General features: G+C 54.5%; 20 protein-coding genes and 1 other annotated feature. Of the genes, 6 read left to right on the forward strand and 14 right to left on the reverse strand.

The genetic code is table 11. The features are described 5' to 3' along the window. Nucleotides 1-132 precede the first annotated feature (132 nt). Both AC0XWG_RS03790 and yaaA read left to right on the forward strand, forming a co-directional pair. Nucleotides 133-1,563, forward strand: a complete 1,431-nt coding sequence (locus AC0XWG_RS03790) for an alanine/glycine:cation symporter family protein (protein WP_475680384.1) — start codon at nucleotides 133-135, stop codon at nucleotides 1,561-1,563. A gap of 66 nt (nucleotides 1,564-1,629) precedes the next feature. Beyond that, nucleotides 1,630-2,403 (forward strand): peroxide stress protein YaaA, encoded by a 774-nt coding sequence (gene yaaA, locus AC0XWG_RS03795; protein ID WP_128348225.1) that lies wholly within the window; start codon nucleotides 1,630-1,632, stop codon nucleotides 2,401-2,403. 31 nt (nucleotides 2,404-2,434) lie between these two features. Here yaaA and AC0XWG_RS03800 read toward each other — a convergent pair whose 3' ends face one another. From AC0XWG_RS03800 to yjjY, 7 genes are all read right to left on the reverse strand, one after another. Beyond that, nucleotides 2,435-2,728 carry a DUF2502 domain-containing protein gene (locus tag AC0XWG_RS03800; RefSeq protein WP_128348224.1) on the reverse strand — a complete coding sequence of 98 codons (294 nt, stop codon included), beginning with the start codon at nucleotides 2,726-2,728 and terminating at the stop codon, nucleotides 2,435-2,437. A 292-nt stretch (nucleotides 2,729-3,020) separates the two neighbouring features. Further along, nucleotides 3,021-4,307, reverse strand: a complete 1,287-nt coding sequence (gene thrC / locus AC0XWG_RS03805; protein ID WP_028016619.1) for a threonine synthase — start codon at nucleotides 4,305-4,307, stop codon at nucleotides 3,021-3,023. Between the two features lie 3 nt (nucleotides 4,308-4,310). Beyond that, complete coding sequence (gene thrB, locus AC0XWG_RS03810) at nucleotides 4,311-5,240, reverse strand: homoserine kinase (RefSeq protein WP_028016618.1); 930 nt, start codon at nucleotides 5,238-5,240, stop codon at nucleotides 4,311-4,313. A gap of 1 nt (nucleotide 5,241) precedes the next feature. After that, nucleotides 5,242-7,704, reverse strand: coding sequence for a bifunctional aspartate kinase/homoserine dehydrogenase I (thrA, locus tag AC0XWG_RS03815; RefSeq protein WP_049005227.1), 2,463 nt, complete (start codon nucleotides 7,702-7,704; stop codon nucleotides 5,242-5,244). A 24-nt stretch (nucleotides 7,705-7,728) separates the two neighbouring features. Further along, nucleotides 7,729-7,846, reverse strand: a sequence feature (Thr leader region). Then, complete coding sequence (thrL, locus tag AC0XWG_RS03820; protein WP_015572623.1) at nucleotides 7,785-7,853, reverse strand: thr operon leader peptide; 69 nt, start codon at nucleotides 7,851-7,853, stop codon at nucleotides 7,785-7,787. (Overlaps the previous feature by 62 nt.) Before the next feature lie 211 nt (nucleotides 7,854-8,064). Beyond that, nucleotides 8,065-8,751, reverse strand: coding sequence for a tRNA/rRNA methyltransferase (locus tag AC0XWG_RS03825; RefSeq protein WP_128348223.1), 687 nt, complete (start codon nucleotides 8,749-8,751; stop codon nucleotides 8,065-8,067). Between the two features lie 399 nt (nucleotides 8,752-9,150). Continuing rightward, nucleotides 9,151-9,291 carry a YjjY family protein gene (gene yjjY / locus AC0XWG_RS03830; RefSeq protein ID WP_085928893.1) on the reverse strand — a complete coding sequence of 47 codons (141 nt, stop codon included), beginning with the start codon at nucleotides 9,289-9,291 and terminating at the stop codon, nucleotides 9,151-9,153. A 95-nt stretch (nucleotides 9,292-9,386) separates the two neighbouring features. On the opposite strand from yjjY, the gene arcA reads away from it, so the two are divergent. After that, nucleotides 9,387-10,103, forward strand: coding sequence for a two-component system response regulator ArcA (gene arcA / locus AC0XWG_RS03835; RefSeq protein WP_003856501.1), 717 nt, complete (start codon nucleotides 9,387-9,389; stop codon nucleotides 10,101-10,103). A gap of 45 nt (nucleotides 10,104-10,148) precedes the next feature. Here the strand turns inward: arcA and creD are convergent, their stop codons facing one another. Genes creD through creA form a run of 4 tightly spaced genes read right to left on the reverse strand, consistent with a single transcriptional unit; the run spans nucleotide 10,149 to nucleotide 14,156 of the window. Beyond that, nucleotides 10,149-11,501, reverse strand: a complete 1,353-nt coding sequence (gene creD, locus AC0XWG_RS03840; RefSeq protein ID WP_475680385.1) for a cell envelope integrity protein CreD — start codon at nucleotides 11,499-11,501, stop codon at nucleotides 10,149-10,151. Nucleotides 11,502-11,557: 56 nt separating this feature from the next. Next, nucleotides 11,558-12,982 carry a two-component system sensor histidine kinase CreC gene (gene creC / locus AC0XWG_RS03845; RefSeq protein WP_128348221.1) on the reverse strand — a complete coding sequence of 475 codons (1,425 nt, stop codon included), beginning with the start codon at nucleotides 12,980-12,982 and terminating at the stop codon, nucleotides 11,558-11,560. Further along, nucleotides 12,982-13,671, reverse strand: a complete 690-nt coding sequence (creB, locus tag AC0XWG_RS03850; RefSeq protein ID WP_257246798.1) for a two-component system response regulator CreB — start codon at nucleotides 13,669-13,671, stop codon at nucleotides 12,982-12,984. Before creB ends, creC begins: the two co-directional genes overlap by 1 nt. Before the next feature lie 14 nt (nucleotides 13,672-13,685). After that, entirely contained in the window at nucleotides 13,686-14,156 is a 471-nt protein-coding gene (gene creA, locus AC0XWG_RS03855; protein ID WP_028016612.1) for a protein CreA, read from the reverse strand. 211 nt (nucleotides 14,157-14,367) lie between these two features. Here creA and robA point away from each other — a divergent pair, with 211 nt between their 5' ends. Then, complete coding sequence (gene robA, locus AC0XWG_RS03860; protein ID WP_028016611.1) at nucleotides 14,368-15,237, forward strand: MDR efflux pump AcrAB transcriptional activator RobA; 870 nt, start codon at nucleotides 14,368-14,370, stop codon at nucleotides 15,235-15,237. Here the strand turns inward: robA and gpmB are convergent. Continuing rightward, nucleotides 15,234-15,881, reverse strand: a complete 648-nt coding sequence (gene gpmB / locus AC0XWG_RS03865; protein ID WP_048989680.1) for a 2,3-diphosphoglycerate-dependent phosphoglycerate mutase GpmB — start codon at nucleotides 15,879-15,881, stop codon at nucleotides 15,234-15,236. The genes robA and gpmB overlap by 4 nt on opposite strands. A 50-nt stretch (nucleotides 15,882-15,931) precedes the next feature. On the opposite strand from gpmB, the gene yjjX reads away from it, so the two are divergent. Continuing rightward, the gene (yjjX, locus tag AC0XWG_RS03870; protein ID WP_128348219.1) at nucleotides 15,932-16,447 is read left to right on the forward strand and encodes an inosine/xanthosine triphosphatase; all 516 of its coding nucleotides are present in this window, start codon (nucleotides 15,932-15,934) and stop codon (nucleotides 16,445-16,447) included. On the opposite strand, the gene trpR is transcribed toward yjjX, so the two are convergent. Continuing rightward, nucleotides 16,438-16,767 (reverse strand): trp operon repressor, encoded by a 330-nt coding sequence (trpR, locus tag AC0XWG_RS03875; RefSeq protein ID WP_028016608.1) that lies wholly within the window; start codon nucleotides 16,765-16,767, stop codon nucleotides 16,438-16,440. The two genes, yjjX and trpR, sit on opposite strands and share 10 nt — an antisense overlap. A gap of 55 nt (nucleotides 16,768-16,822) precedes the next feature. Beyond that, nucleotides 16,823-18,760, reverse strand: a complete 1,938-nt coding sequence (gene sltY / locus AC0XWG_RS03880) for a murein transglycosylase (RefSeq protein ID WP_028016607.1) — start codon at nucleotides 18,758-18,760, stop codon at nucleotides 16,823-16,825. Nucleotides 18,761-18,986: 226 nt separating this feature from the next. On the opposite strand from sltY, the gene ettA reads away from it, so the two are divergent. Beyond that, nucleotides 18,987-20,654 (forward strand): energy-dependent translational throttle protein EttA, encoded by a 1,668-nt coding sequence (gene ettA / locus AC0XWG_RS03885; RefSeq protein ID WP_475680386.1) that lies wholly within the window; start codon nucleotides 18,987-18,989, stop codon nucleotides 20,652-20,654. Nucleotides 20,655-20,695: the final 41 nt, after the last annotated feature.

The following is a 20,695-nucleotide window of genomic DNA, read 5'->3' on the forward strand; positions in this document are numbered from 1 at the left end:
TAGCGCAACCGCAGACAGTGCGCTTAGACAGAGTATGATAAACTCAGAATATTAACAGGCTGCTAAGTAACAGCATGCTCAATCAGTGGTAGCGCTTACATATTCATATTGGCATCAACAAGAGGGACGTTAATGCCTGATTTCCTTTTCTTTATCAACGAAATCCTCTGGGGTTCGATAATGATATATCTGCTATTAGGGACAGGTATATGGTTCACACTGCACAGTGGTTTTATCCAGTTTAGATATATACGCAAGTTTGGCAGAAGTCTGAAAAACAGCATTACGCCGCAGCCAGGCGGACTCACCTCGTTTCAGGCGCTTTGTACCAGTCTCGCCGCACGCGTCGGTAGCGGTAACCTGGCGGGTGTAGCGCTGGCCATCAGTGCCGGTGGTCCTGGCGCCGTCTTCTGGATGTGGGTCACCGCGATCGTTGGCATGGCCACCTCGTTTGCCGAATGCTCTCTCGCACAGCTGTACAAGGAGAAGGACAAACACGGTCAGTTTCGCGGCGGTCCGGCCTGGTATATGGCGCGTGGGTTAGGGATGCGCTGGATGGGCGTTCTGTTCTCGCTTTTTTTACTGCTCGCTTATGGCCTTATTTTTAATACGGTTCAGGCTAATTCTGTCGCCAATGCTCTGCGCTATGCCTTCGCCTGCCCGGAGTGGATCACAGGCATCGTTTTATCCCTCTTCGTTCTGTTCACCATTTCTGCTGGTCTCAAAGGCATCGCCCGCCTGATGCAGTGGATGGTTCCCGTGATGGCGCTGCTCTGGGTTGGCGCGAGCCTGTTTGTCGCCGCACTGCATGCCGACCAGGTTCCAGGAATCATTACCACTATCTTCAAAAGCGCTTTTGGCTGGCGTGAGGCGGCATCAGGTGCGCTGGGCTACACCTTCAGCCAGGCGCTGATGGCGGGTTTTCAGCGAGGAATGTTTTCCAATGAAGCGGGTATGGGGTCAACCCCCAACGCGGCGGCAGCCGCCTCTTCCTGGCCGCCACACCCTGCCGCACAAGGCATTGTGCAAATGATTGGCGTCTTTACCGATACCATTATTATCTGCTCCGCCAGCGCCATGATTTTGCTACTGGCAGGCCCCGTACCGCATTCGTCGGGAAACGCCGGGATACAGCTTCTTCAGCAGGCTCTGGTGAACCTTACTGGCAGCTGGGGGGCCGGTTTTGTCGCGATCATACTGATATTGTTCGCCTTCAGCTCAATTGTGGTGAATTACCTTTACGCCGAAAATAACCTTATCTTCCTGAAACTCGACTCCCGCGCCGCAATCAGTGCGTTGCGCCTGGGAGTGATACTGATGGTCATTGCAGGATCCCTGCTCAGCATGCCGTTGGTCTGGCAACTGGCTGACGTCATCATGGCACTGATGGCCATCACCAACCTTACGGCGATCCTGCTGCTCTCCCCCATTGTTAGCCTGATTGCCCGGGACTATCTTCGTCAACGCAAACTGGGTGTTCCACCGGTATTTGATCCCACACGCTATCCTGAAGTTGACGCGCAACTGGCCCCCGGCACATGGGATGATTTGCCCCGGCGATAACAGCTATCGATCAATTCAGGGCGATTTTTTGCTAAAGTCGCTCTAAATTTCCTGCAAGGACTGGATATGCTGATTCTTATTTCACCTGCAAAAACGCTCGACTACCAGAGCCCGCTCGCCACCGAGCGCTATACGCAACCTGAACTGCTGGACTATTCGCAACAGCTGATCCGCGAAGCGCGTAAACTCTCTGCACCACAAATCGCCTCGCTGATGAGCATCAGCGATAAGCTCGCAGATCTTAACGCCACCCGCTTCCACGAGTGGCACCCGGATTTCACGCCAGCCAACGCTCGCCAGGCGCTGCTGGCGTTTAAAGGTGATGTGTATACCGGCCTGCAGGCGGAAGAGTTCAGCGAAGCCGATTTCGATTTTGCCCAGCAGCACCTGCGCATGCTCTCAGGCCTGTACGGCGTTCTGCGTCCGCTGGATTTGATGCAACCTTACCGTCTTGAGATGGGTATCCGATTAGAGAATGCAAAAGGCAAAGATCTGTACCATTTCTGGGGTGACATCATCACCGACAAGTTAAACGCAGCGCTACATGCCCAGGGCGATAACGTGGTGATTAACCTGGCCTCTGACGAATACTACAAGTCCGTAAAGCCAAAGAAACTGGATGCGGAAATCATCAAGCCGGTCTTCCTTGATGAGAAAAACGGTAAGTTCAAAGTGATCAGTTTCTACGCCAAAAAAGCGCGTGGTCTGATGAGCCGCTACATCATTCAGAACCGACTGACGAAGCCGGAGCAGTTGACAGGATTTAACAGCGAAGGGTATTTCTTTGACGAAGCGTCGTCAGGGAAAAGTGAACTGGTGTTTAAGCGCCACGAGCAGTAAAACAAAACCCCGCCAGCTGGCGGGGTTTGCATTAATGGTGCTTCCAGTCCGGACCTGGACGATGATCGTCGTGACGGTGGTCTGGATGGTCGTCACGATCGTGATGTTCGTCATGAGGACGCCAGTGATTATCGCGCCAGTCATAATGGGCCTTCCACCAGTCATGGTCACGCCAGCGACCGCCATCCCAGTAGTGTCCGTGGTTATCCTGGTCACCAATCTGCAGTTTTACCGCAGGCACGAGTGTGATTTCAGATGCCTGTACCGCCATAGGAGCGACCAGCATCAGTGAAAGTGCGATGAGGACAGGTTTCAACGTAGACATAGGTGACTCCTTATTCTTCTTGCCCAACGTGGGCCGATGTAAGGAGGTTACGTGAGAGGAACCGGGGTTGTTATTCTCTGCAATCCTAATCTCTAAGTGACCGCATTTATTGGGAATTTCTGCATTTTCCCTTCTTTTTTTCTCCTTAATTTCTCCATAAAAAAGCCGGGGGGCGCCGTCGCCTTACCCGGCCTCGGTACAGTGCTGCTGTTGCCGGGTGACGCTGCGCTTACCCGGCCTACGTTCTGAGCCGTTGTAGGTCGGGTAAGGCGTAGCCGTCACCCGACAAAAATCACGCTCGAGCCATCATCAACTTACGCAGCGCGGCAAAATCCGCAGGTAGTTCATGAGACAGCAGCGGCAGGTCGGCACGTTCGGCCAGCTCTTTCGGCAGCGGCAGCGTTTCACCCAGAATCTCTTCCACGCTCTCTTTGAATTTTGCCGGATGCGCCGTCCCCAGGAACAGGCCATATTCACCTGGATTAAGCTGATCGCGCAAAGCACGGTAAGCAATTGCGGCGTGCGGTTCAGAGGTGTACCCCACCGCTTTCAGCTCACGCATGGTCTCTTTGGTGGTTTCATCCGTCACCGCTGCATAACCCAGATCGCCCAGACGCCAGATTTTGCGGCGGAACAGTTCTTCCACTCGCGGCCAGTTATTCGGCTGCGACACATCCATCGCATTGGAGAGCGTTGCCTTCGTCGCATTCGGCGCCCATTTGCCGTCTTTCAGGAAACGCGGCACGGTGTCGTTAGCGTTGGTGGCAGCGATAAAGCGTTTCACCGGCAGACCCAGGGATTTTGCCAGCAGGCCAGCCGTCAGGTCACCAAAGTTACCGCTTGGCACAGAGACAACAAGCTGATTACGCGCTTCCTGCGGGAGCTGTGCAACCGCTTCGAAATAGTAGCAAATCTGCGCCAGCAGACGGCTGATGTTGATGGAGTTCGCCGAGTTCAGACCCAGCGCCGCCTTCAGTTCTTCATCATCGAAGGCCTGTTTGACCAGTGCCTGGCAGGCGTCGAAATCACCGTCGATAGCCACGGTCTCAATGTTGCCGCCGAGGGTACAGAACAGTTTTTCCTGCAGAGGGCTGATTTTGCCTTTCGGGTAGAGGATCACCACACGAACGTTTTTCAGGCCGTAGAACGCATGCGCAACCGCCGCACCGGTATCACCGGAGGTAGCCGTCAGGATGGTTACCGGTTTGTCGCCGCTGATGTGGGTCAGCATCTGAGCCATAAAGCGGCCACCGAAATCTTTGAACGCCAGAGTCGGGCCGTGGAACAGTTCCAGACAGCCAACGTCAGGCTCCACCTGCTGAACCGGAGCCGGGAAAGCGAACGCCGACCGCACGCGTTCTTCCAGCAGATCCTGCGGGATTTCGTCGCCGATAAACGCAGACAGAATTTTGGTACTGCGGGTGACAAAATCCAGCTTCAGCAGTTCATCAATCTCGGTCAGCTGAAATTCCGGCAGGTCATGGGGGAAGAATAACCCCTGATTTTTGCCCAGTCCCTGAGTCACCGCCTGCGCGAAGCTGACCTGCTCGTTATGATCTTTAAGATTGTAGAGTTTCATTCGTTATCCCAGTACTCGTGCGCCAGCCGTGTCCAGACGGCAAATATGAACAAAGCCTTCCTGATTTTGCAGGTAGTGTTTAGAGAGCCAGTCCGCTACGCGTTGCGCAGTGTCTGGTTTATCGCATAAGGCGAACAGCGTCGGGCCGGAGCCGGAGATGCCGCATGCCTGCGCGCCAATATCCAAAGATGCCTGTCGCGCCTCGTTAAAACCAGGCAGCAGTTTGGTGCGGTATGGCTCGGCAATAACATCTTTCATCAATTTCGCCGCCAGCTGCGGCTGACGGGTATAGCAGGCGTGAATAAAGCCGGCCAGATGACGTCCGTGGGCGATACAGTCCTGGCGACGATACTGCGCAGGCAGGATCGCACGCGCTTCAGCGGTGGAAACCTTAATACCCGGATAGGCCAGCACCCACAGCCACTCATCAAACCCTGGCACCTGCTGGCTGATGATGCCATTTTCTTCGATCATCAGTTGCATGCCGCCAAGGAAGCACGGCGCGACGTTGTCATAATGAATGCTGCCAGAGATCCGCCCTTCCAGCTCGCCCATTAACCCCAGCAGGCGGTTATTGTTGAGCGGTTTGCCGCAGTGTTCATTCATGGCCACCAGCGCAGCGACCACCGAGCAGGCGCTGGAGCCCAGCCCTGAGCCAATCGGCATACTTTTTTCCAGCGTCATGGTGACCGGCACATTTTTGCCAATCTCCTGACAGAAGCGCTCCCAGCACTGATAGACGATATTCTCGCGCGGGTCCGACGGCAGTTTGCTGGCAAAGCGGCCCACGTTATTCAGGCTGAAGCTATTTGCCGCTTCAACCGTGACCGTATCGCCCAGCAGAGAACCATCAACCGGCGTGACCGCCGCACCCAGCACATCAAATCCGACGCTCATATTGGCGCTGGAAGCCGGGGCATAAACTTTGACCATGTTAAACTCCTAACTTCCATGACAGGGTACGCAGCAGATCGGCAAACACACCCGCCGCTGTAACATCGTTCCCTGCGCCATAACCGCGAAGCACCAGCGGCAATGGCTGATAATAGTGGCTGTAAAACGCAAGGGCGTTTTCGCCGTTTTTGACTTTGTACAGCGGGTCGTTGCCATCCACTTCGGCAATCTTCACCCGGCACACACCATCTTCTTCAATATTGCCAACATAGCGCAATACCTTACCTTCATCACGGGCTTTCGCAACGCGTGCGGCAAACGCATCGTCAAGCTGCGGCAAATTAGCCATAAAGGCACCGACATCACCGGAGCTATCAAATTCTGCGGGCAGGACCGGTTCAATCACGATATCGGACAGCTCCAGCTCACGACCTGTTTCACGCGCCAGGATCAGCAGCTTACGCGCCACATCCATCCCGGAGAGATCGTCACGCGGATCCGGCTCGGTATAGCCCAGTTCACGCGCAGCGCGGGTCGCTTCTGAGAGGCTCATGCCTTCATCCAGTTTGCCGAAAATAAACGACAGCGATCCGGAGAGGATACCGGAGAAACGCTGCAGTTCATCCCCCGCGTTCAGCAGGTTTTGCAGGTTCTCGATAACCGGCAAACCAGCACCCACGTTGGTGTCATACAGGAATTTGCGACGCGATTTGCTCGCCGCCAGGCGCAACTGGTGGTAGTAGTTCATCGACGAGGTGTTGGCCTTTTTGTTCGGCGTCACCACGTGGAAGCCTTCACGCAGGAAGTCAGCGTACTGATCGGCAACCGCCTGGTTCGACGTACAGTCGACAATCACCGGGTTGAGCAGGTGATACTCTTTCACCAGTCGGATCAGGCGTCCCAGATTAAACGGCTCTTTCGCCTCGTTCATTTCCGCCTGCCAGTTTTCCAGATTCAGGCCATGCACGTTGGTCAGCAACGCTTTTGAGTTGGCGATCCCGCAGACGCGCAGATCAATATGTTTCTTCTTCAGCCACGCCTGCTGGCGCTTCACCTGCTCCAGCAGCGCGCCGCCAACGCCGCCCACGCCAATCAGGAACAGTTCGATGACCTGATCGGTGTTGAACAGCATCTGGTGAACCACGCGAACGCCGGTGGTGGCGTCATCGTTGTCCACAACAACAGAGATTGAACGCTCTGACGAGCCCTGGGCAATCGCCACGATATTGATATTGGCGCGTGCCAGCGCAGCGAAGAACTTGGCGGAGATACCGCGTAGCGTGCGCATGCCATCGCCCACCACCGAGATGATCGCCAGACGCTCCTGAATGTACAGCGGCTCCAGCAGTTCTTCTTTCAGCTCAAGATAGAACTCTTCCTCCAGCGCGCGGCGGGCACGCAGGCAGTCGGCCTGCGGCACGCAGAAGCTGATGCTGTATTCCGAAGAAGACTGGGTGATCAGCACCACGGAGATACCGTTGCGGGACATGGCTGCAAACACGCGCGCCGCCATACCGACCATCCCTTTCATCCCCGGACCTGAGACGCTGAACATCGCCATGTTGTTGAGGTTAGAGATCCCTTTCACCGGCAGGCCGTCTTCATCGTTACTCGCGCCAATCAGCGTACCGGGTGCCTGCGGGTTACCGGTGTTTTTAATCAGGCAAGGGATCTGGAACTGGGCAATCGGGGAGATGGTACGCGGGTGAAGGACTTTAGCGCCGAAGTAGGAAAGCTCCATCGCTTCCTGATACGACATCGACTTCAACAGCCTGGCGTCCGGTACCTGGCGCGGGTCGCAGGTATAAACACCATCGACGTCAGTCCAGATCTCACAACAGTCCGCGCGTAAACAGGCGGCCAGCACGGCGGCGGAATAGTCGGAGCCGTTACGGCCCAGCACCACCAGCTCACCCTTCTCGTTACCGGCGGTGAAGCCTGCCATCAGGATCATGTGGTCAGACGGAATTTTGCTTGCAGCGATGCGGCGAGTTGATTCGGCAATATCAACAGTGGATTCGAGGTAGTGGCCCACCGCCAGCAGTTTTTCAACCGGATCGATCACAGTCACGTGATGACCGCGCGCTTCAAGCACGCCCGCCATGATAGCGATAGAGAGTTTTTCGCCTCGACAGATCAGTGCCGCGTTGATGCTGTCCGGACACTGGCCGAGAAGGCTGATGCCGTGCAGAACATGTTTAATTTGCGCGAATTCCTGCTCAACGAAGGACTTCAGTTGAGCGTGCGGAAAGCCTGGCTGCGCCTCTGCCAGCCCTTGCAGTAAGTCAGCGAAGATACGCTCTGCGTCGCTGATGTTCGGGAGTGCATCCTGACCACCGATGGTTTTTTCAATCATCGCCACCAGATGGTTCGTGATTTTTGCCGGGGCAGAGAGCACTGTCGCAACCTGCCCCTGCCTGGCGTTGCTTTCCAGGATATCGGCAACGCGCAGAAAACGTTCTGCATTTGCCACTGATGTACCGCCGAACTTCAACACTCGCATGGTTCTACCTCGTTTCCTTTAGCCGAAAAAAAAGCCCGCACTGTTCAGGTGCGGGCTTTTTTTTGTTTTTCCTGTACGCGTCAGCCCGCATCGTTACCTGTGGTAATGATGATGGTTGTGGTAATGGTGGTGATGCTGATGCGTTTCATGGATGTTGTGTACTCTGTCATTATTATCTGTCTGTGCTGTATTCTTTTAGGGTTAAAGGATCGGGCACCTTAAGTCAATGGATTTTTAATTTGATCACATTTCGGGAGACTCTCACGTCCCGCTGCGTGCAGATTTATTTTCATCCGATTCCCCCAAGTGCAACCCATCCAGACAGACTTATTCGCCATAGTAAAAACTTATGGCAGTATTTTACTCGGCCAATTTTTTTTCAATATCGTGCAGCAAACGGTGCAGCATGGCGGTGTCCCGCTGTTCAAGACGCCCCAAACGCTGCTGCAGCCAGTCAGCCATTTTTTGATCGTCAGCAACCCCCAATTGAGATAACAGTTGCTCAACACGAGCGCGCAGTGCGGCCAGCTGGTTTTCGTTTGCCCCTTCAGCCTGTGGCTGAGGGATTTGCATTAGGGAAGCTAATTGATAGCAGTAGACCATGACCGCCTGGCCTAAATTCAGGGACGGATAATCGGCCACCATCGGTGCCCCCGTGAGCACGTCAGCGAGTTCCAGCTCTTCGTTTGTTAACCCGGAATCTTCACGGCCAAACACCAGCGCGGCTTTCTCCAGCCACTGGCTTTTCTCTTTCAGCATGGGCACCAGTTCAGCAGGGGTGGCGTAGTAGTGGAATTTCGCACGGCTGCGCGCGGTGGTCGCAACGGTAAACGAAATGTCGTGCAACGCGGCGGCTAGTGTGTCGTAAGTGGTTATATTATCTAGAATATATCCCGACCCGTGCGCCACCCACCGGGCGGCAGGCTCCAGATGGGCCGTGCTGTCCACAATACGTAAATCGGTAAAACCCATGGTCTTCATGGCACGCGCCGCTGCGCCTATATTTTCGGCTCTGGCTGGGGCAACCAGTACAATCGACAGATGCATTTATGCTCTCTTTTTAATCAGTTAGCGGGTAAAAATGTGATGCACATCAACATATTACGCAGCGCGAATTTACAAAATTGCAACACAAATCACCGAAATAGCGTTTCATAACAAATTAAAAACGCTAAACTATTTTGTGTCTGAACAATCAGTTAGAATGTTAACAGAAGACTATTATCCTTATGTTTTATAATGATAATAGCGACATGAATACCCTATTCTGATTGGATTCACTTCGTTTATAAATCAAGGTCCGCAACTAGTTGGTTTATTGAAAAATTGTGATAAAGGCTAGCATTCAGCTACGATGATTTCATCAAACTGTTAACGTGCTACAATTGAACTTGATATATGTCAACGAAGCGTAGTTTTATTGGGTGTCTGGTGTCACTTAGCCTGTTATGTTGCTGTTAAAATGGTTAGGATGACAGCCGTTTTTGACACTGTCGGGTCCAAAGGGAAAGTACCCAAGACCAAGCTAATGATGTTGTTGACGTTGATGGAAAGTGCATCAAGAACGCAATTACGTACTTTAGTCACGTTAGGCCGGTCATGTTAATTTGCGACATGTATCAGGCAGGTCAGGGACTTTTGTACTTCCTGTTTCGATTTAGTTGGCAATTTAGGTAGCAAACATGCAGACCCCGCACATTCTTATCGTTGAAGACGAGTTGGTAACACGCAACACGTTAAAGAGCATTTTCGAAGCAGAAGGCTACGATGTCTTTGAAGCGACCGATGGCGCAGAGATGCATCAGATCCTTTCTGAAAATGATATCAACCTGGTGATCATGGATATTAACCTTCCGGGCAAAAACGGTCTTCTTCTGGCGCGCGAACTGCGTGAACAGGCGAACGTCGCGTTGATGTTCCTGACAGGCCGTGACAACGAAGTTGATAAAATTCTTGGCCTGGAAATCGGTGCTGATGACTACATCACCAAGCCGTTCAACCCTCGCGAGTTAACCATTCGTGCACGCAACCTGCTTTCCCGAACCATGAACCTGGGTACGGTCAGCGAAGAGCGTCGTAGCGTCGATAGCTACAAATTCAACGGCTGGGAACTTGATATCAATAGCCGTTCACTGATTAGCCCGAACGGTGAGCAGTATAAACTGCCGCGCAGTGAATTCCGCGCCATGCTGCACTTCTGCGAAAACCCGGGCAAAATTCAGTCCCGTGCAGAATTGCTGAAGAAAATGACCGGCCGTGAGCTGAAACCGCACGACCGTACCGTAGACGTAACGATCCGTCGTATTCGTAAACATTTCGAATCTACGCCGGATACCCCGGAAATCATCGCCACGATCCACGGCGAAGGGTACCGTTTCTGCGGCGATCTGCAGGAGTAATCCCGCACGCAACACATAAAAAAACGGCGCTTTGCGCCGTTTTTTTTATTTCCAGATTCGCAGTGTATCGTTATCAGGCTCTGCGGGAGGTTCAGGACGCTTCGGCTGAGAGAGCGAGTACCAGTCAAAATGACGGGTCAGGAACATCACCGCAAACAGCGCCAGCGCGAGAACCGCTGACCCCAACAGCAGCGCGCTGTCCTCCGAACGCAGCAGGAACCACATCACCACGTCCAGCCCGAGTAGCGCCAGCACAAACAGCCCGCTGCGCTTCCAGCTTTTCAGCACGGCCTGCAGGTACATTCCGTTCATCGCTGCGCCAACCAGACTTGCAACAACCCAGGCGGGCGTAAACCCGACGTGTTCAGACAGCGCCAGCAGCACCAGATAGAACAGGACCAGCGACAGCCCCACCAGCAGATACTGCATCGGGTGAAGGCGTAATCCGGTTAAGGTTTCGAAGACAAAGAAGGCCATAAACGTCAGCGCAATCAGCAAAATAGCGTACTTGATCGCACGGTCAGTCAGCTGATACTGGTCGGCTGGCGTCGCTACCGTGACGCTGAAGGCCGGGAGCGCCTCCCACTCCGGCGACTCCTTGTCGTAGAACCAGCTCTCAAGGTTATTTGCAAACCAGCTGCTCTGCCAGTTCGCCTGGAAACCGGACTCGCCTATCTGATGCTTAACGGGGAGATAATCGCCCATAAAACCCGGATGCGGCCAGTTGCTGGTGAGCGTCATTTCGCTATTACGCCCTACCGGTACCACCGCAAAACTGCCCGTTCCCGCCAGGCTGAGGGACATCTCAAGCGCAAACGTTTTGGCTTCCAGCGCTTTGTCGGTCAGCGGGATGTGGATCCCAGCAAGCGCCCCGTAGACGCCTGAACCGGGTTCCACGCTTAGCGTCGCACCGTTGATTTTAGAGATACTGACCGTGCCAATGCCCCGCGCGTCGCCAACGCCCGTTACGATAAACGGTTGCCCTGTTGTTATCGTTTCCCCTCTCAGTTGTTTTAGCTCTTCGGTATTAAACTGTGCTTTTATCTTCAGGTCAGCGTTCCAGATTTGCCCGTCGTAGATGCCAATATTTCGGGACTCCACGCGCTGGTTACCTTCCACAACCAGAGATTCCGGCAGAATGAAATGCATATAGCTTTTCTTGTATTCGACCTTCTTCTCGTCCTCTATCTTGTAAAAGATCTCCGTCATCGGAATCGCAATCATCGGACCGACCAGCTTTTGCGGTCCGCTGGTGCTCTGACGAAGCGTATTTTCAACATCGTTGCGGTAGTTTTCACGCTCTGAAATCAGGTTACTGACCATAAAAAGCGGGACTAACAACAGCAGGATGCACCCCAGCAGAGTGCTTACTTTCCAGAACAGGGGGGATTTCATCATTACGTCTCCTTTGTGATGAGGAGAGCGTAACCGGGCTATGTGGGGCCAGTTTGAAGTTATGTGAAGGGACGGTGAAGTATCAGCGTGGCCATCACGCCACCTTCATCACGATTACGCAATGTGATCTCCCCCTGGTGCAGACGCGCCACCTCCTGTACAAAGGCCAGCCCAAGGCCGCTGCTTTTCAATCCGTTGTCACGAGGAAGAGAGTAAAAACGTTCGAAAATTCGCGTCAGGGCATAATCCGGGATCCCGCTGCCGCTGTCGGTGACGGTAAAGTGTATCTGCTTGTCCCCTTCATGGGCTGCAAGCTGAACAGCCCCGCCCTCCGGCGTGAAGTCGATGGCGTTATCCAGTAAATTACCCAATGCCTGTTCAAGCAGCTCCGCATCACCTTCCACACACAGCGCGGTGCTTTTACAGGTCAGGGTGATATTTTTAGCGGTCAGTAGCGTCGAGCGGGCGTCAGCTAGCCGCGCAAACAGCGCATCGACATCAACGCTTGTGGGGACAATCTCCACCCGATTTTCAAGCCGGGCCTGGGCAAGCAACTTTTCGACCAACGATTGCATACGCGCGTTTTGCACCAGGATGTTGTCGATAAACCGCCTGGCGACCTGCGGTGAGGGCTGCTCAGCAAGAATTTCCGCCGCGCCCCGGATTGCGGCCAGCGGACTTTTCAGCTCGTGGGTGAGCGAGTGGACATAGTGTTCAATGTAATTTTTCCCTTCCAGGCGAATACGCATATTCTCCAGCGCCTGCGCCAGCTTGCGCAGTTCACTGCTGCCGGGATTCGGTAATGGCAGAGGGGAATCGGTGGTAACCGCGTCAGCGTAGCGCGACAACGTACCGATAGAACGATTGATCCACCACGCCACAACAAGGCCAATCAGCAAAGCAATGCCAAGCAATGCACCACCCGCCCACAGGATCCGTCGCTCGCTGCGATGGATAACAGGTGCCATCGCGCTGTTGGGTTTCCCGACCGACAGCACGCCAATAATCTTACCGTTGTCCACAACCGGAGCCGCAACATACATCACCGTGCTCTCTGGATCGTCAGGATTGCTCTGGGTGCTCCGCGCGCCGTATTCGCCACGAAGGGTCAGCCAGACATCGTTCCAGCGGGAGTAATCTTTCCCCACAGCCAGACTCGCGGAATCAAACACCACTCTGCCCTGCGCATCGGTCATGTAGACGTGGTATTCGTTGCGCACTTTATGAATGCCGCCGATATTGGCGCGGAAAGGCCGCTGATGAAGTTGTGAAAAGGCCTGCGCCAGTTTGCCCTGCTGCGCATTGCCCGAAAGGAGATCCTCGCGCCCGACTTCGGCGAGCAAGGTCGCGGTATCGATCAACGTCCCTTCAGTTGCCCTGCGCACGCCGGGTTTCACTTCCTGAACAAAGATCGACAGCACAAACCACGCGGCGATACCCACGATCAGGAAGTACCCCAGCAGCAGCCGCATCCCAATGCGCATTAATGAAGCCCCAGGCTGTAGCCCATACCACGATGGGTGCTGATGGGTGAAAGCTCCTCGTTCACCGCCCGCAGCTTGGCGCGCAGGGTTTTGATATGGGTGTCCACGGTACGATCGAAACTGTCCCCGTCTTCACCCCACACCTTGTCCATTAGCTGCTGGCGGGAGTACACACGTCCGGGAGCCTGTAACAATGTTTTAAGTAACAAAAACTCGTAGCGCGTGAGGGGTAACACCTCACCGCACCAGCTGATTCGTGCCGCAGGTTCGTTCAGTTCAAACTGGCCGATACGCACAACATCCGAAGGCGCGGCTGATTTTTGCATCCGCCGTAAAATTGTCCGCACCCGGGCACACACTTCGCGCGGTGAGAAAGGTTTAGCGACGTAGTCATCAGCCCCCATCTCCAGACCGAGCAGTTTATCCACCTCGTCGCTTCGCGCCGTCAGAAACAGTACCGGCAACGCCGGATGCAGCGCCAGCAGTTGACGGCACAGCTCAAAGCCGCTGATATCCGGCAACCCGACATCAAGAATTGCCAGCGCGGGTAACTGCCGCCGCGCCTCTTCCAGCACGGGCAGACCGCGTTCAAACGCCTTCACCGCGAATCCTTCCTGCTGAAGCATGTAGATAAGTGTGTCAGCGATGCTGATTTCGTCTTCAACCAGCCAGACCACAGGTAGTTGCATGGTTCGTCCCTGAATTAACGCCACGGCATGATTGGCACCGCGCTAATCGCATTTTTCGGTGAGCCTTCCACCACTTTGTCGGAATAGGCCAGGTAAGCCAGGGTGTTGCGTTTCGCATCATAGAAACGTACTACCTGCAGCTTTTTAAACACCAGCGAGGTGCGTTTCTGGAACACCACGTCGCCCTGCGCTTTACCGTTCTTAATTTTATCGCTTAACTCAACCGGACCCACCTGCTGGCAAGAGATTGCCGCATCGGAGGTATCTTCCGCCAGTCCCAGGCCACCTTTGATACCGCCGGTTTTCGCCCGGCTGACATAGCAGGTGACGTTCTTCACGTCCGGATCGTCAAACGCCTCGACCACAATTTTGTGGTCCGGGCCAAACATTTTGAACACGGTATCGACGGAACCAATCTGTTCTGCCTGCGCCACGCGCCCGACCATCAGCATCAACGCGGTGAAGATCAAAGTCTTGTATTTCATATTGTTACCATTCTTTAAAATTACACTGGGCGATTATTCAACACTTTAGACAAAAATGTAGCAAGATCACAGGATTAGAATATATTTGCCCACAATGTGCTCCAAAAAGCATGAATGCGCAAAAAAAACACTGAATGCTAAAACATCAAAAAATGCTATTATCCGCTAACCTGTTATCAGGCACCTGCTGTTTTAAGGATGAGGATAGTATATGGATCAGGCTGGAATTATTCGCGACCTGCTCACCTGGCTGGAAGGTCATCTCGACCAGCCTTTGTCACTGGATAATGTGGCGGCTAAAGCAGGCTATTCCAAGTGGCATCTGCAAAGGATGTTCAAGGATGTCACCGGTCATGCTATCGGGGCCTATATTCGCGCGCGTCGTCTGTCTAAGTCTGCTGTGGCATTGCGCCTTACGGCACGGCCGATTCTGGATATTGCCCTGCAATATCGTTTCGATTCGCAGCAAACCTTCACCCGAGCCTTTAAAAAACAGTTCTCGTTAACGCCAGCGCTTTATCGTCGCTCGCCTGACTGGAGCTCGTTTGGTATGCGTCCACCGCTGCGTCTGGGCGAGTTCGCGATGCCAAAATACGAAATTGTCACGTTGCCTGAAACCCATCTGATCGGTACGACGCAGAGCTACTCCTGTTCTCTGGAGCAGATTTCTGAGTTCCGTCATCAGATGCGCGTTCAGTTCTGGCGCGACTTCCTGAGCCACGCCCCGGCGATCCCGCCGATTCTGTATGGCCTCAACGAAACGCATCCAAGTCAGGAAAAAGACGACGAGCAGGAGGTGTTCTACACCACCGCGCTGACCCCAGAGATGGCCAATGGCTATATTCAGGGTTCGAAGCCTGTCGTGCTCGAAGGCGGCGAATACGTGATGTTCGCCTATGAAGGGCTGGGAACGGGCGTTCAGGAGTTTATCCTGACCGTTTACGGAACCTGCATGCCTATGCTGAATCTGAATCGCCGTAAAGGTCAGGACATTGAGCGCTACTACCCGGCGCAGGATGCCAAACCGGAAGAAGGCCCAATCAATCTGCGTATGGAATTCTTAATTCCGATTCGTCGTTAACGCTGCAGTTCGTCAAGTGCAGGGGCATCGAGATGCGAAATGTCCCCTGCCATTTCCACCACCCAGCCCGACGCCAGCCATGCGCTTTCCTGGTAATCAATCCGGGAAATGGAGCAGTTGCGCAGACGCAAACGGCGTTCAGCGTAAGCCGGTAACCCCAGAATGGTGCTCACCAGGCAACCCAACGCAATCCCGTGACTCACCAGCAGCGGACGGCTTCCCGCCGGAAGCTTCAGGCATTCCGCCAGTGCGGCATGCATACGAACGCTCAGCTCTTGCATGGATTCGCCTTCAGGGATACGGCCATCTTCGGTACCGTTAACCAGCGTACGACGCCAGCCCTCCTCCTTCTCCGTCAGCGTATCAATATGGCGTTTTTCCAGCACGCCCATATCCAGCTCGCGCAGGCGTGGCTCAAGCATGACGTCACAGCCGCAGGCGTCCGCGATGATGCGCGCCGTCTGCTGTGTGCGACCGAGATCGCTGGTGATAACGTGGGTGATGCCCAGCGTTCGGGCGCGTTCCGCCACCTGCCACGCTTGCTGTACCCCCTTTTCAGTGAGGGGACTGTCTGACTGGCCTTGAATACGTCGCTCGGCGTTCCACTGCGTTTCACCGTGGCGAACAAGGTATACCTGTAACATGCTTTTTTTCCGTTATACTGCGATGAGTTTTTTTCGAATCGAGCTTAATTATGCACCATGTTGTCTCTGCTACCACTAATCCTGCCAAAATTCAGGCAATTCTAAGGGCATTTGAAGAGATCTTCGGCGAAGGATCCTGCCATATTGATGCCATCGGCGTCGAGAGTGGTGTTCCTGAACAGCCGTTTGGCAGCGAGGAAACGCGGGCTGGCGCACGAAATCGCGTGGCAAATGCCAAAGTTGCGGTGCCTGAGGCTGACTTCTGGGTGGCGATTGAAGCGGGTATCGACGAAGGCGCAACCTTTAGCTGGGTGGTTATTGAAAGCCGCGAACAGCGTGGTGAAGCGCGCTCGGCGACCCTCCCTCTGCCAGAGATCATTCTGGAAAAAGTCCGTGCGGGTGACGCGCTGGGGCCGGTGATGTCACAGTACACCGGCATTGATGAGATTGGCCGTAAAGAAGGGGCTATTGGCGTCTTTACTGCAGGCGCACTGACGCGTTCAGGCGTTTACCACCAGGCGGTGATCCTGGCCTTAAGCCCGTTCCATAACGCGATTTATCGCTGATCGCCCAACAGCACAGACTCAAGCCACTGACGCAGCTCAACCGGTGCCGATTTCAGGCTGTTCGATCCGCGGGTAATCGTTGCGATACCCGCACCGAGCTCATTTTTGAGTTCACGCTGGCTCATTTCGCCGCGCAACAGCTCTTCAATAATCCGCACGCGCGTGCCCAGCGCTTCACGCTCATCTGGCGTGAGCATCAGCTGCATAAGGGGCAAATGCAAATCCTGAGCGTAAGACTGGCGGAGCAACTCCACAAAACGAAGCCACTCCTGATGACGTTGTTCGGCCATTGCCGAGGAATACGGGGAATGCTGGGTCATGTTATGCTGCCTCTTGTACTCTTTAGCGAGTACAGCATAACACAACCCGCGCCGATCAGTAACGTCTCTGCCACTCGGCATCGCTCATCAGGGTATCTTTCTGCCCCATGAAGTAGCGATAGTATGCGTCATACGCCAGCACGTTCTTCACGTAGCCACGCGTTTCCGAAAACGGAATACTCTCGACAAACGCCACGGCATCGATACGTCCGGCGCTGTTGCCAAGCCAGGTGCGCACGCGACCAGGGCCCGCGTTATACGCCGCAGACGAGAAGATACGGTTGTTACCGAACTGCTGATAAACATACTGCAGGTAGCTGGTACCGATATTGATGTTGGTATCCGGATCGAGAAGCTGTGACGGGCTGCTGTACCCCGGGATATTAAACATCTTCACCGTGTGCGTTGCCGTGCCCGGCATGATCTGCATCAGACCGCTGGCACCCACCGGAGAACGAACTTTCGGGTTCCAGGCACTCTCCTGACGGGCAATCGCCATCGCATAGCTTTGCGGGATATCTTTACCGCTGGTATAGCGATCGAACAGATCTTTGTAAGCCAGCGGGAAACGCTCTTCGAGATGATCCCACAGCTTACCGGCGATCGTGGCCTGCACGCTCAGATCCCACCAGTGGTTATCAAACGCATAGCGGGCAAGCTGAGCTTTCTCGTCAGTACTACGGCTGGTGACCAGATTCGCCCACTCGCTGCGCGCGGTGTTATCCATATTCCAGTACATTAGCTCGCGAACGCGCGCCATTTCAGGCCCCTGCGTCAATGCAGGGTTCGCATTGGCTGGCGCTTTATCAATGCGGAAGGTGTACTCTTCTCCCAGGCGTTGCGCGGCCGCCATCGGGTAGAATCCGCGCTGCTGCATCAGCGTATGGAGGATCTCTTTCGCTTCCTCATCACGTCCTCGCTCCATCAGCAGATCGGCCTGCCAGTAGCGCCATTCGTCTTTCTCTTTCGCTTCCATCGGCAGGCGCGCAAGCCAGGTATTGAGCCCACGACGATCGCCTGAGCCCAGCGCCATTCGCACGCGACGTTCCACCAGCGACATGGAGTTCGAACGCATAATGGCATCGTCTCGCCAGCGCGCCTGTTCGTCAGTCACATCCGTGCCCATCAGTCGCCACGCCACAATATCGCGCAACTCCTGGGTTTGCTCTTCGTTAAGTTGCTGCGCCTGCACCAGCTGCGGGATCATCAGCCGCGCGTTTTCCACATCGTCACGCGCCACGCTGGCAAAGGCTACCGCTGCCATCTGGCGGGTAAAATCGGTCGCGCCTGTGCTGCGGGCAAAGGTCAGCACAGAGTTAGGATCGTTGGCCAGCCCAATCACCGCAGTGGAAATGGTTTGATAATCCGATGGCATCTGCCCCGCCAGCGCGGTGACCAGACGCGTGTTTCCGGCTTTCATCGCCAGGCGAATACGCTCCAGATACGCCAGTGGATCTTGCTTGCCAGAGGCGCGCCAGGCACCAAAGAGAGAGTCGCAGGCATTGGGCTGATTTTTACCGGTCAACCACAGATCTTTGGCACCGTTCCACGCCTCTTCCTGCTGCCCCGTGGCCCATTTTGCGTAGTAATAGTTACACTGCGCTTCCGTGGTGGTCGGCTTTTCAGGGCTGAAAGCTAACAGCCCGCGCCAGTCTTCACGACGAGCCAGTTCATTCACAAAACGAGACTGTAGCGTCCGCGCGGGAGGCAGGGTTGGGTTAGCCTGAATGAAATTATTCACCGCGACGGTCGGTTGATTCATGAGATCGTCAGTTAGCTGGCGATACTCCAGATACGGATACAGAGGGTAATCCTTCAGTGTCGGCATCAGCGCCTGCACGGTATCCATCTGCTTGTTGTCCCACGCCTGTTTGATCTGGGCGTAGCGATTACGTTGTTCATCCAGTGAATCGGCATGCACCGCCTGGCTTACCGCCATTACGCATACGCTGGCAGCGAGCAGACGCCAGACCACCTGTTTGGCTTTTTCCACAAGCTCTTCCTCTTTGTTTTTCGTCAATTGCAGCGTCTTGCCACGTCAAAGTCTAATCAACTTATGCTAACCAGGCATCCTGCAACGCGCCACGTCATGGACACTTTTTTACCTTTCTTGCGCGTTTTAACACTCCCGACGTTCCTGGCTGGGATTAGGTCGTGAAAAAGGCTACACTTCGAGGCTGAAATTCCTTCTCATTACGATAAAAGAGGCGAAGTCCAACGTGGCTCAATTCGTTTATACCATGCATCGTGTCGGCAAAGTTGTCCCGCCGAAACGTCATATTCTTAAAAATATCTCGCTGAGCTTCTTCCCGGGCGCAAAAATCGGTGTTCTGGGTCTCAACGGTGCCGGTAAGTCCACCCTGCTGCGCATCATGGCCGGCATCGATACAGACATCGAAGGTGAAGCCCGTCCGCAGCCTGGCATCAAGATTGGTTACCTGCCGCAGGAACCTCAGCTGAACCCGGAACACACCGTCCGCGAATCCGTTGAAGAAGCGGTGTCCGAAGTGGTTAACGCCCTGAAAGGTCTGGATGAAGTGTATGCCAAGTATGCCGAGCCGGATGCTGACTTCGATAAACTGGCTGCTCAGCAAGGCAAGTTTGAAGAAATTATCCAGGCGCACGACGGTCATAACCTGAACGTGCAGCTGGAGCGCGCCGCTGACGCCCTGCGTCTGCCGGACTGGGATGCAAAAATCGCAAATCTGTCCGGTGGTGAACGCCGCCGTGTAGCGCTGTGCCGCCTGCTGCTGGAAAAACCAGACATGCTGCTGCTCGACGAACCAACCAACCACCTGGATGCAGAATCCGTGGCGTGGCTGGAGCGCTTCCTGCACGACTTCGAAGGCACCGTTGTGGCGATTACCCACGACCGTTACTTCCTCGACAACGTTGCTGGCTGGATCCTGGAGCTGGACCGTGGTGAAGGTATTCCATGGGAAGGTAACTACTCCTCCTGGCTGGAGCAGAAAGATCAGCGTCTGGCGCAGGAAGCCTCTCAGGAAGCGGCGCGTCGCAAGTCTATTGAGAAAGAGCTGGAGTGGGTTCGTCAAGGCGCGAAAGGCCGTCAGTCTAAGGGCAAAGCCCGTCTGGCTCGCTTCGAAGAGCTGAACAACACCGAATACCAGAAACGTAACGAAACCAACGAACTGTTTATTCCACCTGGAGCACGTCTGGGGGATAAAGTGGTTGAAGTCAGCAATCTGCGTAAGTCTTACGGCGACCGCCTGCTGATCGATGACCTGACCTTCTCCGTACCGAAAGGCGCCATCGTGGGCATTATCGGTCCGAACGGCGCGGGTAAATCCACCCTGTTCCGCATGATGTCTGGCCAGGAACAACCTGACAGCGGTTCTATCACCCTGGGTGATACCGTGAAGCTGGCCTCCGTTGACCAGTTCCGTGACGCGATGGATAACAGCAAAACCGTGTGGGAAGAAGTGTCCGGCGGTCTGGATATCATGCGTATCGGCAACACCGAGATGCCAAGTCGCGCCTATGTCGGCCGCTTTAACTTCAAAGGCACCGACCAGGGTAAACGCGTAGGCGAGCTGTCCGGTGGTGAGCGTGGTCGTCTGCATCTGGCAAAACTGTTGCAGGTTGGCGGCAACGTTCTGCTGCTCGATGAACCGACAAACGACCTGGACATCGAAACCCTGCGCGCGCTGGAAAACGCCCTGCTGGAGTTCCCGGGCTGTGCCATGGTTATCTCGCACGACCGTTGGTTCCTTGACCGTATCGCGACCCACATTCTGGACTACCAGGATGAAGGTAAAGTGGAGTTCTTCGAAGGTAACTTCACCGAATACGAAGAGTACAAGAAACGCACGCTGGGCGCAGACGCGCTGGAGCCGAAGCGTATTAAGTACAAGCGTATTGCGAAATAAAAGCAAAACGGCGACCTCGGTTGCCGTTTTTTTATGTTTGT

The organism is Enterobacter sp. DVT3837, from assembly GCF_056238685.1.

Coding starts and splice junctions, on each gene's coding strand:
- yaaA (WP_128348225.1), top strand. CDS start 1,630: ATGCTGATTCTTATTTCACCTGCAAAAACGCTCGACTACCAGAGCCCG.
- AC0XWG_RS03825 (WP_128348223.1), bottom strand. CDS start 8,751: ATGCATCTGTCGATTGTACTGGTTGCCCCAGCCAGAGCCGAAAATATA.
- yjjX (WP_128348219.1), top strand. CDS start 15,932: ATGCACCATGTTGTCTCTGCTACCACTAATCCTGCCAAAATTCAGGCA.
- gpmB (WP_048989680.1), bottom strand. CDS start 15,881: ATGTTACAGGTATACCTTGTTCGCCACGGTGAAACGCAGTGGAACGCC.
- arcA (WP_003856501.1), top strand. CDS start 9,387: ATGCAGACCCCGCACATTCTTATCGTTGAAGACGAGTTGGTAACACGC.
- creD (WP_475680385.1), bottom strand. CDS start 11,501: ATGATGAAATCCCCCCTGTTCTGGAAAGTAAGCACTCTGCTGGGGTGC.
- creA (WP_028016612.1), bottom strand. CDS start 14,156: ATGAAATACAAGACTTTGATCTTCACCGCGTTGATGCTGATGGTCGGG.
- AC0XWG_RS03790 (WP_475680384.1), top strand. CDS start 133: ATGCCTGATTTCCTTTTCTTTATCAACGAAATCCTCTGGGGTTCGATA.
- AC0XWG_RS03800 (WP_128348224.1), bottom strand. CDS start 2,728: ATGTCTACGTTGAAACCTGTCCTCATCGCACTTTCACTGATGCTGGTC.
- robA (WP_028016611.1), top strand. CDS start 14,368: ATGGATCAGGCTGGAATTATTCGCGACCTGCTCACCTGGCTGGAAGGT.
- creB (WP_257246798.1), bottom strand. CDS start 13,671: ATGCAACTACCTGTGGTCTGGCTGGTTGAAGACGAAATCAGCATCGCT.
- creC (WP_128348221.1), bottom strand. CDS start 12,982: ATGCGCATTGGGATGCGGCTGCTGCTGGGGTACTTCCTGATCGTGGGT.
- trpR (WP_028016608.1), bottom strand. CDS start 16,767: ATGACCCAGCATTCCCCGTATTCCTCGGCAATGGCCGAACAACGTCAT.
- thrA (WP_049005227.1), bottom strand. CDS start 7,704: ATGCGAGTGTTGAAGTTCGGCGGTACATCAGTGGCAAATGCAGAACGT.
- thrB (WP_028016618.1), bottom strand. CDS start 5,240: ATGGTCAAAGTTTATGCCCCGGCTTCCAGCGCCAATATGAGCGTCGGA.
- thrC (WP_028016619.1), bottom strand. CDS start 4,307: ATGAAACTCTACAATCTTAAAGATCATAACGAGCAGGTCAGCTTCGCG.